This is a genomic window from Dyella agri, assembly GCF_044904705.1.
GTDB classification, from domain to species: Bacteria; Pseudomonadota; Gammaproteobacteria; order Xanthomonadales; family Rhodanobacteraceae; genus Rhodanobacter_A; species Rhodanobacter_A agri.
This window is the reverse complement of sequence record NZ_JADIKL010000004.1, coordinates 98,486-111,785: the sequence shown is the minus strand read 5'-3', so window position 1 is coordinate 111,785 and position 13,300 is coordinate 98,486. Positions and strand designations below refer to the sequence as shown.

Annotated in this window: 14 protein-coding genes; 11 read left to right on the top strand and 3 right to left on the bottom strand. The window is 66.9% G+C overall.

Translation table 11 applies throughout. The features are described 5' to 3' along the window. Positions 1 to 3: 3 nt before the first annotated feature. The 3 genes from ISP14_RS08270 to grxD are packed head-to-tail and all read right to left on the bottom strand — an operon-like array spanning position 4 to position 1,740. The gene (locus ISP14_RS08270) at positions 4 to 603 is read right to left on the bottom strand and encodes a MarC family protein (protein WP_404539159.1); all 600 of its coding nucleotides are present in this window, start codon (positions 601 to 603) and stop codon (positions 4 to 6) included. 43 nt (positions 604 to 646) lie between these two features. After that, positions 647 to 1,417 (bottom strand): SDR family NAD(P)-dependent oxidoreductase, encoded by a 771-nt coding sequence (locus ISP14_RS08265; RefSeq protein ID WP_404538018.1) that lies wholly within the window; start codon positions 1,415 to 1,417, stop codon positions 647 to 649. Continuing rightward, complete coding sequence (grxD, locus tag ISP14_RS08260) at positions 1,414 to 1,740, bottom strand: Grx4 family monothiol glutaredoxin (RefSeq protein WP_367844413.1); 327 nt, start codon at positions 1,738 to 1,740, stop codon at positions 1,414 to 1,416. Before grxD ends, ISP14_RS08265 begins: the two co-directional genes overlap by 4 nt. Before the next feature lie 111 nt (positions 1,741 to 1,851). On the opposite strand from grxD, the gene sodB reads away from it, so the two are divergent. From sodB to lpxA, 11 genes are all read left to right on the top strand, one after another. Continuing rightward, positions 1,852 to 2,430: a superoxide dismutase [Fe] gene (gene sodB / locus ISP14_RS08255; protein WP_404538016.1), complete on the top strand. Its 579-nt coding sequence runs from the start codon at positions 1,852 to 1,854 to the stop codon at positions 2,428 to 2,430. Between the two features lie 135 nt (positions 2,431 to 2,565). Further along, complete coding sequence (pyrH, locus tag ISP14_RS08250) at positions 2,566 to 3,285, top strand: UMP kinase (RefSeq protein ID WP_404538014.1); 720 nt, start codon at positions 2,566 to 2,568, stop codon at positions 3,283 to 3,285. A 79-nt stretch (positions 3,286 to 3,364) separates the two neighbouring features. Beyond that, positions 3,365 to 3,922, top strand: a complete 558-nt coding sequence (frr, locus tag ISP14_RS08245; protein WP_404538012.1) for a ribosome recycling factor — start codon at positions 3,365 to 3,367, stop codon at positions 3,920 to 3,922. A gap of 193 nt (positions 3,923 to 4,115) precedes the next feature. Next, the gene (gene uppS, locus ISP14_RS08240) at positions 4,116 to 4,853 is read left to right on the top strand and encodes a polyprenyl diphosphate synthase (RefSeq protein WP_404538010.1); all 738 of its coding nucleotides are present in this window, start codon (positions 4,116 to 4,118) and stop codon (positions 4,851 to 4,853) included. Positions 4,854 to 4,855: 2 nt separating this feature from the next. Continuing rightward, a complete protein-coding gene (locus ISP14_RS08235) occupies positions 4,856 to 5,674 on the top strand; it encodes a phosphatidate cytidylyltransferase (RefSeq protein WP_404538009.1) in 819 nt (272 codons plus the stop codon). 15 nt (positions 5,675 to 5,689) lie between these two features. Beyond that, positions 5,690 to 6,865, top strand: coding sequence for a 1-deoxy-D-xylulose-5-phosphate reductoisomerase (locus tag ISP14_RS08230; RefSeq protein WP_404538007.1), 1,176 nt, complete (start codon positions 5,690 to 5,692; stop codon positions 6,863 to 6,865). Positions 6,866 to 6,901: 36 nt separating this feature from the next. Next, positions 6,902 to 8,248 (top strand): RIP metalloprotease RseP, encoded by a 1,347-nt coding sequence (gene rseP, locus ISP14_RS08225; protein WP_404538005.1) that lies wholly within the window; start codon positions 6,902 to 6,904, stop codon positions 8,246 to 8,248. 186 nt (positions 8,249 to 8,434) lie between these two features. Next, the gene (bamA, locus tag ISP14_RS08220; RefSeq protein WP_404538004.1) at positions 8,435 to 10,870 is read left to right on the top strand and encodes an outer membrane protein assembly factor BamA; all 2,436 of its coding nucleotides are present in this window, start codon (positions 8,435 to 8,437) and stop codon (positions 10,868 to 10,870) included. Between the two features lie 100 nt (positions 10,871 to 10,970). Beyond that, the gene (lpxD, locus tag ISP14_RS08215; protein WP_404538002.1) at positions 10,971 to 12,002 is read left to right on the top strand and encodes a UDP-3-O-(3-hydroxymyristoyl)glucosamine N-acyltransferase; all 1,032 of its coding nucleotides are present in this window, start codon (positions 10,971 to 10,973) and stop codon (positions 12,000 to 12,002) included. Then, complete coding sequence (gene fabZ / locus ISP14_RS08210; RefSeq protein ID WP_404538000.1) at positions 11,995 to 12,468, top strand: 3-hydroxyacyl-ACP dehydratase FabZ; 474 nt, start codon at positions 11,995 to 11,997, stop codon at positions 12,466 to 12,468. The genes lpxD and fabZ overlap by 8 nt, the downstream gene beginning before the upstream one ends. Next, positions 12,465 to 13,253, top strand: a complete 789-nt coding sequence (gene lpxA, locus ISP14_RS08205) for an acyl-ACP--UDP-N-acetylglucosamine O-acyltransferase (protein WP_404537999.1) — start codon at positions 12,465 to 12,467, stop codon at positions 13,251 to 13,253. Before fabZ ends, lpxA begins: the two co-directional genes overlap by 4 nt. The last annotated feature ends 47 nt before the right edge of the window (positions 13,254 to 13,300 follow it).

Sequence of the window (13,300 nt, the reverse complement as noted above, 5' to 3'; positions counted from 1 at the left end):
CTCTCAGAGCTTCAGGTGCAGGAAGGCCGCTACGCCGGCCATGAACATCTGCACGGACAAGGCAATCAGCAACATGCCCATCACGCGCTCCAGCGCAGTCAGTACGCTCTCGCCCAGCCAGCGGAACAGGTAAGTGGAGCACAGCAGGATCACCGCCGTGGCCAGCCAGGCGCCGATCAGTGCGATCGCCCAGTCGGCGGTGCGCCCCGGCTGGGTGTTGGTAAGCAGCAGCAGCGCAGCCATGGCCGAGGGCCCGGCCACGCCGGGGATCGCCATTGGCACGATGAAGGGCTCGCCGCTGCCGGACTTGCCGAAGATGCCGCCGCCGTCCGCCGGCGGGAACACCATGCGGATGCCGATCAGGAACAGCACGATGCCGCCAGCGATGCTGATCGAATCGGGCTTGAGCTGCAGCAAGTCCAACAACCACTGCCCGCCCACCAGGAAACCGAGCAGCACGCCGAGCGCGATCAGCAATTCGCGCACCATCACGCGGCGACGGCGCTTGGGCGGCACGTCCTTGAGCAAGCTGAGGAAGATCGGGATATTGCCCAGCGGGTCCATGATCAGGAACAGCATGATCCCGGCCGCCAAGGTGGTCATCTGCGTTTCCATCAGCGCGCCCCTGTTTGACGATGGCCGTTCGTCATGCCGTTTCCCGCAAATCGAGCACGCGGCCGCGCGCCGGCAGTCCCTGCGCGCCGAGCAGCCAGACCATGGCCTGCGCCGTCGCATCCGGCAACGGGTGCTGCGTGGTGTCCTCGCCGAAATAGGCCTGCCGGCGCAGCTTGGTGCGCATCGGTGCGGGCAGCAGCGCATGCACGCGCAGGGAACTCTCGTCGGTCTCTTCGTGCAGGATGGCGGCGAAGCGTTCCAGCGCCGCCTTCGAAGCGCCGTAGGCACCCCAGTGCGCGCGCGCCAGCCGCGACGGATCGTCCAGCACGAACACCACCGCACTGTCGGCCGCCTGCTGCAGCAACGGCAGGCAGGCCTGGGTCAGCGCGAACGGCGCATTGATGTTGACGTGCATCGCGCGCAGCCAGTCGTCGGGCTTGTGCATGCCGACCGGAGTAAGTCCAGCGAAGCTGGCGGCGCAGTGCGCAATGCCATCCAGCCGGCCGAAATCGTGGCGCAGGCCGTCGGCCAACGCGGTGTACTCGCGCGGCGTTGCGGTTTCCATGTCCAGCGAATGGATCACCGGCTCGGCCAAACCCTCGGCCAGCATCGCGTCATACAACTGCTCGAGCTGGCGCTTGCGCTTGCCGCTGATCACCACGGTGGCGCCGGCGCGCGTCGCCGCACGCGCCACCGCGCCGCCCAGGCCGCCATAGGCGCCGGTGACCAGCACCACGCGACCGGCCAGCGTATCGCTTGCAGGCATCCAGCCTGCGGGAAGGTGCGCCATCGGCAGTGTCATTCCTGGGCCGCCCCGGTCACGTCGCCGGCCATGCGCGCCAGCTCGCCGGAAGCCTGCAGGTCCACCACGATGTCGCAACCGCCGATCAGCTCGCCCTCGATGAACAGCTGCGGGAAAGTCGGCCAGTTCGCGTAGTGCGGCAGCGCCGCGCGGATCTCCGGGTCGGCCAACACGTTTACCGCATGGAACGGCGCGCCGGCCTGCTGCAGCGCCTGTGCGGCGCGACTGGAAAAACCGCACATCGGAAACTCGGGCGTGCCCTTCATGAAGAGCACGATCGGGTGTGCGGCGAGCAGCGACTTGATTCGCTCGTTTACGTCCATAGCAGGATGCTTCATCTTTACAATGCAGGCGGACCGGTATTGTATCAGTCGGCCATCGGCCGCCGTCGGCCGTCGCGACCTCTTCTTCCAGCCACCCTCAAGGAGCCATTCATGGCGATCGAACTCCCCCCGCTGCCCTACGAAAAGAACGCGCTCGAACCGCACATCTCCGCCGAGACGCTGGAATACCACTACGGCAAGCATCACCAGGCCTACGTGACCAACCTCAACAACTTGGTCAAGGGCACCGAGTTCGAGGGCGCCAGCCTGGAAGACATCATCAAGAAGTCCTCCGGCGGTGTGTTCAACAACGCCGCGCAGATCTGGAACCACACCTTCTACTGGCATTCGCTGAGCCCGAAGGGCGGCAGCGAGCCCACCGGCAAGCTGGCCGACGCGATCAACAAGGCGTTCGGCTCGTTCGAGAAGTTCAAGGAGGAGTTCACCAAGTCCGCCGCCGGCAACTTCGGCTCGGGCTGGACCTGGCTGGTACAGCGCCCGGACGGCGCGCTGGGTATCGTCAACACCTCCAATGCAGCCACCCCGATCACCGGCAGCGACAAGCCGCTGCTCACGGTGGACGTGTGGGAGCACGCCTACTATATCGACTACCGCAACGCCCGCCCGAAGTACCTGGAGGCGTTCTGGAACCTGGCCAACTGGGAATTCGCGGCGAAGAACCTCGCCTGACCCAGTCGCTGGTGCGACCCAAGGCGGGACCCTCCTGGTCCCGCCTTTTTCACATCCGGCGCCTGCGCAAGCTCGCCGCAGGAAGCTGCAATCGCTACAATGTGACGGTTTGCGCCAACACAATCCGGAGACCCCATGAGCGACCAGCCCCAGTACCGCCGCATCCTGCTCAAGCTCTCCGGCGAGGCGCTGATGGGCGAATCCGACTACGGCATCGACCCGAAGGTGATCGGCCGGCTGGCCGACGAGATCATCGAGGTGCGCCGCGCTGGCGTCGAAGTCGGCGTAGTGATCGGCGGCGGCAATATTTTCCGCGGCGAGGGCCTGGCGGCGACCGGCATGGACCGCGTCACCGGCGACCACATGGGCATGCTGGCCACCGTGATGAACGCGCTGGCGATGGCCGATGCCATCGAAAAGCGTGGCGGCTACGCCCGGGTGATGAGCGCGATCCAGATCCACGACGTGGCCGAAGACTTCATCCGCCGCCGGGCGATCCGCCACATCGAGAAGGGCCGCATCGCGCTGTTCGCGGCCGGCACCGGCAACCCGTTCTTCACCACCGACTCGGCCGCCGCCCTGCGCGCTGTGGAGATCGGTGCGAACCTGCTGCTGAAGGCCACCAAGGTCGATGGCGTGTACACCGCCGATCCCGCCCGCCACCCGGAAGCCAAGCGCTACGACGACCTGAGCTACAACGAGGTGATCCAGCGCAACCTCAAGGTGATGGACACCGCCGCGATCGCGCTGTGCCGCGACCACGACATGCCGCTGCGCATCTACGACATGACGGTGCCGGGCAATCTGCTGCGCATCATGCGCGGCGAGCCGATCGGCACCCTGGTCCACAACTGAGCGCCCCTGACGCGCCCGCCAGCCGTGGCGGCGCGCGCTGCTATACTCGCCGGCTAGCCCGATCCACCGGAACACGCCCATGATCAACGACATCAAGACCGATGCCCAGACCCGCATGGGCAAGAGTATCGACGCGCTCAAGCATGAGCTCACCCGCCTGCGCACCGGCCGCGCCAGCACCGCGCTGGTGGACGGCATCAAGGTGCCGGCCTACGGTTCGGAGATGCCGCTGAACCAGGTGGCCTCGGTCGCCCTCGGCGATTCGCGCTCCATCATCATCACCCCGTTCGACAAGAGCCTGGTCGGCCCGGTCGAGAAGGCCATCCTGGCCTCGGACATCGGCATCACGCCGACCACCGCCGGCACCGTGATCCGCCTCAACATGCCGCCGCTCACCGAGGAGCGCCGCCGCGAGCTGGCCAAGCATGTGTCGCACGAAGGCGAGAACGCGAAGATCGCAATCCGCAATGTGCGCCGCGACGCCATGCAGAAGGTCAAGGATCTGCTCAAGGACAAGCAGATCAGCGAGGACGAGGAACGCCGCGCCGACGACGACATCCAGAAGCTCACCGACCGCTTCGTGAAGGATGTCGACGGCGTGGTGAAGGCCAAGGAAGACGAGTTGATGTCCATGTAAGCCCGCGATCCCGCCGCAGCCGGCGCGTCCGAGGCACTTCGACGCGCCCGCCGGCGGATCCGCGCGGACCACGCGCCCGCCCCTCTGGAGAGAGGCCAGGGGGGGAGAGGCAAGCTCGCGACGACCACGCAACCAGCCGCCCCCTCCGGAGCGGCGTTTCCCTTACCAGGGAAGGATCGGCCCAAGCCGCACCATGACTTCCAAACCCGCCATCCCCCGCCACATCGCCATCGTGATGGACGGCAACGGCCGCTGGGCGAAGGCGCGCCGCCGGCCGCGCAGCTTCGGCCACAACGCCGGCCGCAAGGCGGTACGCGAGGTGGTGGAGGGCTGCCTGCGGGAAGGTGTCGAGGCGCTCACCCTGTTCGCCTTCTCCAGCGAGAACTGGCGGCGCCCCGAAGAAGAAGTCGGCGCGCTGATGGCGCTGTTCGTGCGCGCGCTGGACAAGGAAACCGAGGAACTGCACGCCCAGGGCGTACGGCTGCGCTTCGTCGGCGACCTCGCCGCATTCGATGAACCGCTGCGCGAGCGCATGCAGGCAGCGATGACGCGCACCGCGGACAACAGCAAGCTGCACCTCAACATCGCAGTGAACTATGGTGGCCGCTGGGATATCGTGCAGGCCGCGCAGCGGGCCGCCGTTGCCGTGGCGCGTGGCGAACTGCACGCCGGGGCGATCGACGAGGCTGCGCTGAGCGAGCGGATGTGCCTGGCCGAGCTGCCGCCGCTGGATCTGTTCATCCGCACCGGCGGCGAGTGCCGCCTCAGCAACTTCCTGCTCTGGCAGGCGGCCTATGCCGAACTGCATTTCACCGATACCCTGTGGCCGGACTTCGACCAGGCCAGTCTGCATCAGGCGATCGAGGACTTTGGCCGGCGCGAGCGCCGATACGGTCGTACCGGCGAACAGATCGCCTCGGACAAGGGATAAGCATGCTGGCCCAGCGCGTCCTCACTGCCTTGCTGCTCGCGCCGCTGGCGATCCTGATCATCTTGCTGCTGCCCACGCCGTGGTTCGCCGTGGTCGGCGCCGCGGTGTTCCTGGGCGCGCTGGAGGAATGGGCGCGCCTTGCCGGCGTGCGGCAGGCGGGCGGGCGCATCGCCCTGCTCCTGGTAGCTGTCGTGCTGTTCGCGCTGCTTTGGTTTGCGCACGCTGGCCCGTTGACCACGCTGCTGCTGGTGCTGGGCGTGGCGTGGTGGCTGCTGGCCTGCGTGTGGCTGGGGCGCTTCGCCTTCGCTGCGGCGCCGACGCCGGAAAACCGCGCACTGAAGCTCGTCGCCGGTGCCTTCGTGATGTTCCCCGCCTGGATGGCGGTGATCGCCCTGCACGGCCGTGAGCCGCACGGCCACTGGTGGATGCTGCTGGCGCTGATCATCGTGTGGGCCGCCGACATCGGCGCTTATTTCAGCGGACGCCGCTTCGGCAAGCGCAAGCTGGCACCGCAGATCAGCCCCGGCAAGACCCGCGCCGGCGCTTACGGTGCCTTGGTCGCAGGCGTGCTGGTCGCCCTGGTTGGCGGCTGGTTGCTCGGCGTGCGCGGCACGGCGATGCCCGGCCTCGCCGTGCTGGCTGTATTCACGGTGGCCGCCTCCATTGTGGGCGACCTGCTGGAAAGCCTGATGAAGCGCCATGCTCAGGTGAAGGATTCAGGCACCATCTTCCCCGGCCACGGCGGCCTGCTGGACCGGCTGGACAGCGTGTTCGCGGCCCTGCCGGTGTTCGCCCTAGGCCTGTGGCTGCTGGGGTTGTGAGATGAGGCGGCGGCGATGAAACGGATCGCGGTACTCGGCGCCACCGGCTCGATCGGGGCCAGCACGCTGGACGTGATTGCCAGGCATCCGGAGCGCTTCCGCACCAGCGTGCTGAGCGCGCACCGCAACGTGGAGGCGCTCGCCGGCTTGTGCGTCACGCACCGCCCCGAGCTGGCAGTGATCGCCGACCCCGCGCTCGAAGGCGAACTGGCGCGCCGGCTCGCTGCCGCCGGCGTGCGCTGCGAGGTGGCCAGCGGCCATGCCGCGCTCACCGCCGCCGCATCGAGCCCACAGTGCGACACGGTAGTAGCCGCGATCGTCGGTGCCGCCGGACTGGATTCCACCCTCGCCGCCGCCCGCGCCGGCAAGCGCCTGCTGCTGGCCAACAAGGAATCCATCGTGCTGGCCGGCCCATTGCTGCTGGAGGCGTTGCGCGCTGGCGGCGGCGAACTGATCCCAGTCGACTCCGAGCACAACGCGATCTTCCAGTGCCTGCCCGGCGGGCGCCCGGACCTGCGCGCCAGCGGCGTGCGCAAGCTGATCCTCACCGCCTCCGGCGGCCCGTTCCGCGGCCGCACGCGCGCCGAACTGGCGGCCGTGACGCCGGACCAGGCCTGCAAGCACCCCAAGTGGTCGATGGGCCGCAAGATCTCGGTGGATTCGGCCACACTGATGAACAAGGGCCTGGAAGTGATCGAGGCGCACCACCTGTTCGGCGCGCCGGCCGATGCGATCCAGGTGCTGGTCCACCCGCAAAGCCTGGTGCATTCGCTGGTGGAATACGTGGACGGCTCGGTGCTGGCCCAGCTCGGCAACCCGGACATGCGCACCGCGATCGCCCATGCGCTGGCCTGGCCGGAACGGGTGGAAGCGGGCGTGGCCCCGCTGGACCTCGCCAGCAGCGGCGCGCTGCAATTCGAGGCGCCGGACCTGGAAACCTTCCGCTGCCTCGCCCTCGCCTTCCAGGCGCTGCGCGCCGGTGGCGACGCGCCGGCCATCCTGAACGCCGCGAACGAGGTGGCGGTGGAAGCCTTCCTGGCTGGCGCACTGCCCTTCCTCGCCATTGCCGAGGTGGTGGAAGCCGTGCTCACGGAACTGCCGCCGCAAGCCGTGGTCGATGTGGAGTCTCTGGTCGCACGCGACGGCGAGGCGCGGGTTGCGGCCCGACGCCTGTTGCGGCGGGCTTGCTGATATCCTGTCACCCTTGATTTCCTGTCGCGGCGCTTGATGACTTCTTTTTTCGGCTCGGTGTTCTGGTTGCTGGTCACGCTGGGCGTGCTGGTGACCTTCCATGAGTTCGGCCACTACTGGGTCGCGCGCCGCTGCGGCGTAAAGGTGCTGCGCTTCTCGGTGGGCTTCGGCAAGGCGGTATGGAAACGCATCGGCCGCGACGGCACCGAGTACCAGATCGCCGCGATCCCGCTGGGCGGCTACGTGAAGATGCTGGACGCCCGCGAAGGCGTGGTGCCGCCGCAGTTGCAGAGCCAGGAATTCACCTGCCAGCCGGTGTGGAAACGCATCCTGATCGTGCTGGCCGGACCGGGTTTCAACCTGATCTTCACCGTGGCCGCGCTGTGGCTGATGTTCATGCTGGGCCGCCCCGATGCGGCGCCCATCGTCACGGCCAAGCCGCAGAGCATGGCCGCAGTGGCCGGCATCCAGCCGGGCGACCGCATTCTCAGCATCGACGGCCGCGACGTGGACACCTTGAGCGACTCGCTGGACGCGATCGCCAACGCCTTGCTGGACCGCAGCCCGCTGCCGCTGACCGTACGCGATCCCGCCGGCACGCAGCGGCAGTTGCTGCTGCCGCTGGACAAGCTGCCGCCTGGCCAGCCTGTCGACCAGTACCTTGCCACACTGGGTCTGCAACCGGCGCCGCCGCCCCCGGTGGCTGCGACCGTGCTGGACGATCAGCCTGCCGCGCTGGCCGGGATGCAGGGCGGCGACCGCATCCTCAGCGTCAACAGCCAGCCGGTGTCGGATTTCGAAGCGCTGGGCAAGCTGGTGCAGCAGGGCGCGGCCGTATCGCCGAAGCTGGCGATCGTGGTCGAGCGCAACGGCCAGACGATCCCGCTGGAAGTCGTGGCGAAACGCGAGTCCCTGCAAGGCAGTCCTACTGACTGGATGATCGGCATCAGCGCGCCGCCGATGGAAACCGCCACGCTGCGCTACGGCCCGTTGCGCGCGTTCGGTGCCGCACTGGAAGGCACCTGGCGCAACGTCACGCAGACCTTCGGCATGATCGGCAAGATGCTGGGCGGCGAGGCTTCGACCAAGAACCTGTCCAGCGTGATCGGCATCGCGCAGATGGCCAACACCAGCGCCCACATGGGCCTGGCCTGGTTCCTGCAGTTCCTCGCCATGGTGTCGCTGAGCCTGGCGGTGCTGAACCTGCTGCCCATCCCCGTCTTGGATGGCGGCCACCTGCTGTATTACCTTATCGAGTTGCTCAAGGGCAGCCCGCTCAGCGAACAGGCCATGGCGATCGGCCAGTACATCGGGCTGGTGCTGCTGTTCAGCTTGATGGGCCTGGTGTTCTACAACGACATCCATCGCCTGTTGCTGTCGTGACGCCGATGATCCGCCCCCACGGTTCGTCGACGCCGCAAACGTTCGTGACCGCCGCGCCATCGCGCGGCGGTTTGCTGCATCCGGCGCCCTTTGCGGGCACCAGTTCTTTCTCGCGACGGAGCGTCACCCTGTCGCGTGCCTTGATCGGGCCGGCGGCCTGATCGAAACCATCCACCGGAACCGACGATGAAGCGTATCGCCGCCCTGATTCTGCTTGCCTCCCTCTCCGCCAAGGCGCTCGCCTTCGATCCGTTCGTGATCTCGGACATCCGCATCGATGGCCTCAGCCGCATCTCGGCCGGCACGGTGTTCAACTACCTGCCGATCAGCCGCGGCGACCAGATGAGCGACGCCGTGGCGCAGCGGGCGATCCGCGCGCTGTACCAGACCAAGTTCTTCAGCGACGTGGAAATGGAGCGCGACGGCAACATCCTAGTGATCAAGGTGGTGGAGCGGCCGTCGATCGCCAAGCTCACCATCCGCGGCAACAAGGACATCAAGACCGAAGACCTGCAGAAGGGCCTGAAGTCGATCGGCCTGGCCGAGGGCGAGACCTTCGACCGGCTGGCGCTGGACAACGTGCAGCAGGAACTGATCCACCAGTACTACAACCGCGGCAAGTACAGCGTGTCGGTGATCCCACACGTGGTGCGGCTGGAACGCAACCGCGTGGCGATCGACGTCGAGATCCGCGAAGGTCAGGTGGCGAAGATCAAAGAGATCAACATCGTCGGCAACCACGCGTTCACCGACAAGCAGATCCGCGACGATTTCGAGCTGGGCACGCCGAACTGGATGTCCTGGTACTCCAAGAACGACCAGTACTCCCAGGAGAAGCTCAAGGGCGACTTGGAGAAACTGCAGTCCTACTACATGGACCGCGGCTACGCCGACTTCGGCATCGACTCCACCCAGGTGTCGATCGCGCCTGACAAGCAGTCGATGTACATCGCCGCCGACGTGAAGGAAGGCGAGATCTACAAGATTTCCGACGTGAAGCTGCTCGGCACCATGGTGCTGCCGGAAGCCACGTTGCGCCAGCTGGTGTTCGTCAAACCGGGCGAAGTGTTCAACCGCGGCGCGATCGAGACCAGCACCAAGGCGATCAAGGCGCTGCTGGCCAACATCGGCTACGCCTACGCCAAGGTCACGCCTTATCCGAAGCTGGACAAGGACAAGCGCACCGTCGACCTCACGCTCTACATCGAGCCGGGCCAGCGCGTGTACGTGCGCCGGGTGATCTTCCAGGGCAACACGCTCACCGAAGACAACGTGATGCGCCGTGAGATGCGCCAGCTCGAAGGCTCCTGGTACTCGCAGGCGACGATCGACCGCTCCAAGATCCGCCTGCAGCAGCTGGGCTACTTCAAGAAGGTCGACGTCGACAAGAAGCGGGTGCCAGGCTCCGACGACCAGGTGGACGTCACCGTCAAGGTCGAGGAGCAGTCCGCCGGCAGCCTGCAGTTCGGCATCGGCTACTCGCAGTACTCGGGCATCATCCTGTCCGCCTCGGTATCGGAGCGCAATCTGTTCGGCAGCGGCGACACTGTCTCCGTCGGCGGCGAGCGCAGCGCCTACTACACCCGCTACAACGCCAACTACTACAACCCCTACCTCACCGACAACGGCATCGGCATCGGTTACAACCTCACCTATTCCAAGACCGACTACAACAACGTGGACAACGGCGAGTTCGCCGATTACTCCACCAGCCAGCAAGCGTTCTCCACCTACCTCGGCATCCCGATCACCGACTACCAGAGCCTGCGCGCCGGCATCGGCCTGAGCAGCAACAAGGTCAATTCGATCGCCGGCTACACGCCGCAGCAGCTGATCGACTACCAGAACGAAATCGGCAACTACACTATCCACTCGACGATCGGCACCCTGGGCTGGACCATGGACACCCGCAACGGCTACTGGGCGCCCACCCGCGGCGGCCAGCTGTCGCTGAACGCCGAAGTAGCCCTGCCCAGCTCCACCGTGAAGTACTGGAAGCTGACCGGCCAGGCGAACCACTACTGGCCGATCGGCCACGGCTTCGTGCTCTACCTCAACGGCGTGGTCGGCTACGGCAAGACCTACGGCCAGAACGGCATCAGCGATGCGCAGTTCGACCAGCTCAAGGCTGCCTACGCCGCGGCGGGTACGCCTGTGCCCACCGACATGCGCAACGACTTCCCGTTCTGGGAGAACTTCTACTCCGGCGGCGTGACCGATGTGCGCGGCTTCCAGGACAACACCCTGGGCCCGCGCCTGTGCGGCGGCACCGGTGCGCTTGCCCAAGGCAGTGGCAGCTACTGCAACAGCAGCTACTACAACTACGCCCAGCCGATCGGCGGCGCGCTGAAGGTGCTGGGCACGGCCGAGCTGTACCTGCCGCTGCCCTTCCTCAAGGACGTCAACACCGCGCGCGTCTCCTGGTTCGTCGACACCGGCAACGCCTATGCGAACTGGAACAGTTTCAGCGCCAAGACGCTGCGCGCCTCCACCGGCCTGTCGCTGCACTGGCAGTCGCCGATGGGTCCGATGATCATCAACTTCGCGCTGCCGTTCCGCACCCAGCCGGGCGATAACTACTACGAGGAGCGCATCCAGTTCACCTTCGGCTCCACGTTCTGATCGAAGGGGACGCTGTCGTACGGCGAAAAGCGCGGCAAGCCGCGCTTTTCGCGTTTTGGCGCATGGCCGATACAATAGCCGCCCTCCCGAGGAGCAAGCCTTGAGCCCGCAACCCAGCCATACCCTCGCCGAACTGGCCGAACGTTTCGGCCTGCGCCTGCGCGGCGACGGCAACCGCCGCATCGGGGGCGTCGCCACGCTCGCCAATGCCGGCGCCAGCCAGCTGGCCTTCCTCTCCAACGGCAAGTACGCCGCGCAACTGGCCGCCTCCGGCGCCGGCGCGGTGATCCTGCGCGAGGAGCATCTGAGCGACTGCCCGGTCGACGCCTTGATTGCCGCCGATCCCTACGTGGCCTACGCAAAGATCGCCGCGCTGTACGAGCGCCAGCCCGCCGCTACACCCGGCATCCACCCCAGCGCGGTGGTCGACAGCGCGGCGAGCATCGGTGCCGGCGCCAGCATCGGCCCTTGCTGCGTGGTCGCCGCCGGCGCGGTGATCGGTGAAGGGGCGGTGCTCGGCCCGCACTGCATCGTGGGCGAGGATTGCACGGTGGGTGCGCAGTCTCGCCTGGTGGCGCGCGTCACCCTGGTGACACGCGTGACGCTGGGCAAGCGCGTGCTGGTGCATCCCGGCGCAGTGATCGGCTCCGACGGCTTCGGCCTCGCTTTCGAGCGCGACCATTGGGTGAAAATCCCCCAGCTCGGCGGCGTGCGCATCGGCGACGATTGCGAAATCGGCGCGAATACCACGATCGACCGTGGCGCACTGGACGACACCGTGCTGGAAGAAGACGTGCGGCTGGACAACCAGATCCAGATCGCCCACAACGTACACGTGGGCGCGCATACCGCGATGGCCGGCTGCGCCGCGGTCGCCGGCAGCGCGAAGATCGGCCGCTACTGCATGATCGGCGGCAACGCCGGTGTGCTTGGCCATCTGGAACTCGCCGACCGGGTTACCATTACCGCCAAGAGCCTGGTCACGCACTCGATCCGCGAGCCTGGCGAGTATTCTTCAGGTACGCCGCTGCAGGAAAACAGGCAGTGGCGCAAGAGCGCCGCCCGCTTCAAGCACCTGGACGATTTCGCGCGCCGCCTGACGGCGCTGGAGAAGGAAAAGAACGATGAGTGACAACGCCGCGACCGTGACCCTGCCGGTGAACGTGGAGCAGATCCAGCAATTGCTGCCGCACCGCTATCCGTTCCTGCTGGTCGACCGGGTCATCGAGATCGTGCCCGACCAGAGTGTGGTGGCGCTGAAGAACGTCACCATCAACGAACCGTTCTTCAACGGCCACTTCCCCGGCCATCCGGTGATGCCGGGCGTGCTGATCGTGGAGGCGATGGCGCAGGCCGCCGGCCTGCTCACCCAGCTCAGCAACCGCATGAAGGGCAACACCGCCACCCCGTTGTTCTACCTGGTCAAGGTGGACAACGCGCGCTTCAGCGCGCCGGTGGTGCCGGGCGACCAGCTGCGCCTGGAGGTGTCGGTCAAGCGCGTGATGCGCGGCATGGGCCTGTTCGCGGCGCGCACCGTGGTGGATGGCAAGGAAGTCGCCAGCTGCGAGCTGATGTGCGCGGCGAGGTCCGACAAATGACCCATCCCGCGTCGATCCATCCCACCGCGCAGATCGACCCGGCCGCGAAAATCGGCGCGAACGTCGCCATCGGCGCCTACAGCGTGATCGGTGCCGGCGTGGAGATCGGCGACGGCACGGTGATCGGCCCGCACGTGGTGATCGAGGGCCCGACCCGCATAGGCCGCGACAACCGCATCGCGCAGTTCGCCTCCATCGGCGGCGAGCCGCAGGACAAGAAGTTCACCGGCGAGCGCACCGAACTGGTGATCGGCGACCGCAACCTGATCCGCGAGTTCGTCACCATCAACCGCGGCACCGGCGACGGCGGCGGCATCACCCGTATCGGCAACGACAACTGGCTGCTGGCCTACGTGCACATCGCGCACGACTGCCAGGTCGGCAACCACGTGGTGTTCTCCAACTATTCGGCGCTGGCCGGCCACGTGGAGATCGGCGACTGGGTGATCATCTCCGGCTACGCCGGCGTGCACCAGTTCTGCAAAGTGGGCGCGCACGCCTTCATCGCGATGGGCTGTCTGGTCGGCTCCGACGTACCGCCGTTCCTGATGATGGCGAACGAGCAGCACGGGCGCCCGCGCGGCATCAACAGCGAGGGCCTGAAGCGCCGCGGCTTCGAAAGCCCGCGCATCGCCGCGATCAAGCGCGCCTACCGCACTCTGTACATGGCCGGCTTGTCGCTGCCCGAGGCACGCGAACAGCTGGTCGCGCAGGCGCAGGACAGCGCCGACGTACGCGCGATGCTCGACTTCATCGACCGCAGCGAGCGCGCGCTCGCCCGCTGATATGCGCGCAGCGCATATCAGCAAATCAGGCAAGCGCGCCTGCCTTT

Bases quoted from the DNA above. Each gene is read 5' to 3' on its own strand.
- ISP14_RS08270 (WP_404539159.1), bottom strand. From the start codon at position 603: ATGACCACCTTGGCGGCCGGGATCATGCTGTTCCTGATCATGGACCCG.
- ISP14_RS08265 (WP_404538018.1), bottom strand. From the start codon at position 1,417: ATGACACTGCCGATGGCGCACCTTCCCGCAGGCTGGATGCCTGCAAGC.
- grxD (WP_367844413.1), bottom strand. From the start codon at position 1,740: ATGGACGTAAACGAGCGAATCAAGTCGCTGCTCGCCGCACACCCGATC.
- sodB (WP_404538016.1), top strand. From the start codon at position 1,852: ATGGCGATCGAACTCCCCCCGCTGCCCTACGAAAAGAACGCGCTCGAA.
- pyrH (WP_404538014.1), top strand. From the start codon at position 2,566: ATGAGCGACCAGCCCCAGTACCGCCGCATCCTGCTCAAGCTCTCCGGC.
- frr (WP_404538012.1), top strand. From the start codon at position 3,365: ATGATCAACGACATCAAGACCGATGCCCAGACCCGCATGGGCAAGAGT.
- uppS (WP_404538010.1), top strand. From the start codon at position 4,116: ATGACTTCCAAACCCGCCATCCCCCGCCACATCGCCATCGTGATGGAC.
- ISP14_RS08235 (WP_404538009.1), top strand. From the start codon at position 4,856: ATGCTGGCCCAGCGCGTCCTCACTGCCTTGCTGCTCGCGCCGCTGGCG.
- ISP14_RS08230 (WP_404538007.1), top strand. From the start codon at position 5,690: ATGAAACGGATCGCGGTACTCGGCGCCACCGGCTCGATCGGGGCCAGC.
- rseP (WP_404538005.1), top strand. From the start codon at position 6,902: ATGACTTCTTTTTTCGGCTCGGTGTTCTGGTTGCTGGTCACGCTGGGC.
- bamA (WP_404538004.1), top strand. From the start codon at position 8,435: ATGAAGCGTATCGCCGCCCTGATTCTGCTTGCCTCCCTCTCCGCCAAG.
- fabZ (WP_404538000.1), top strand. From the start codon at position 11,995: ATGAGTGACAACGCCGCGACCGTGACCCTGCCGGTGAACGTGGAGCAG.
- lpxA (WP_404537999.1), top strand. From the start codon at position 12,465: ATGACCCATCCCGCGTCGATCCATCCCACCGCGCAGATCGACCCGGCC.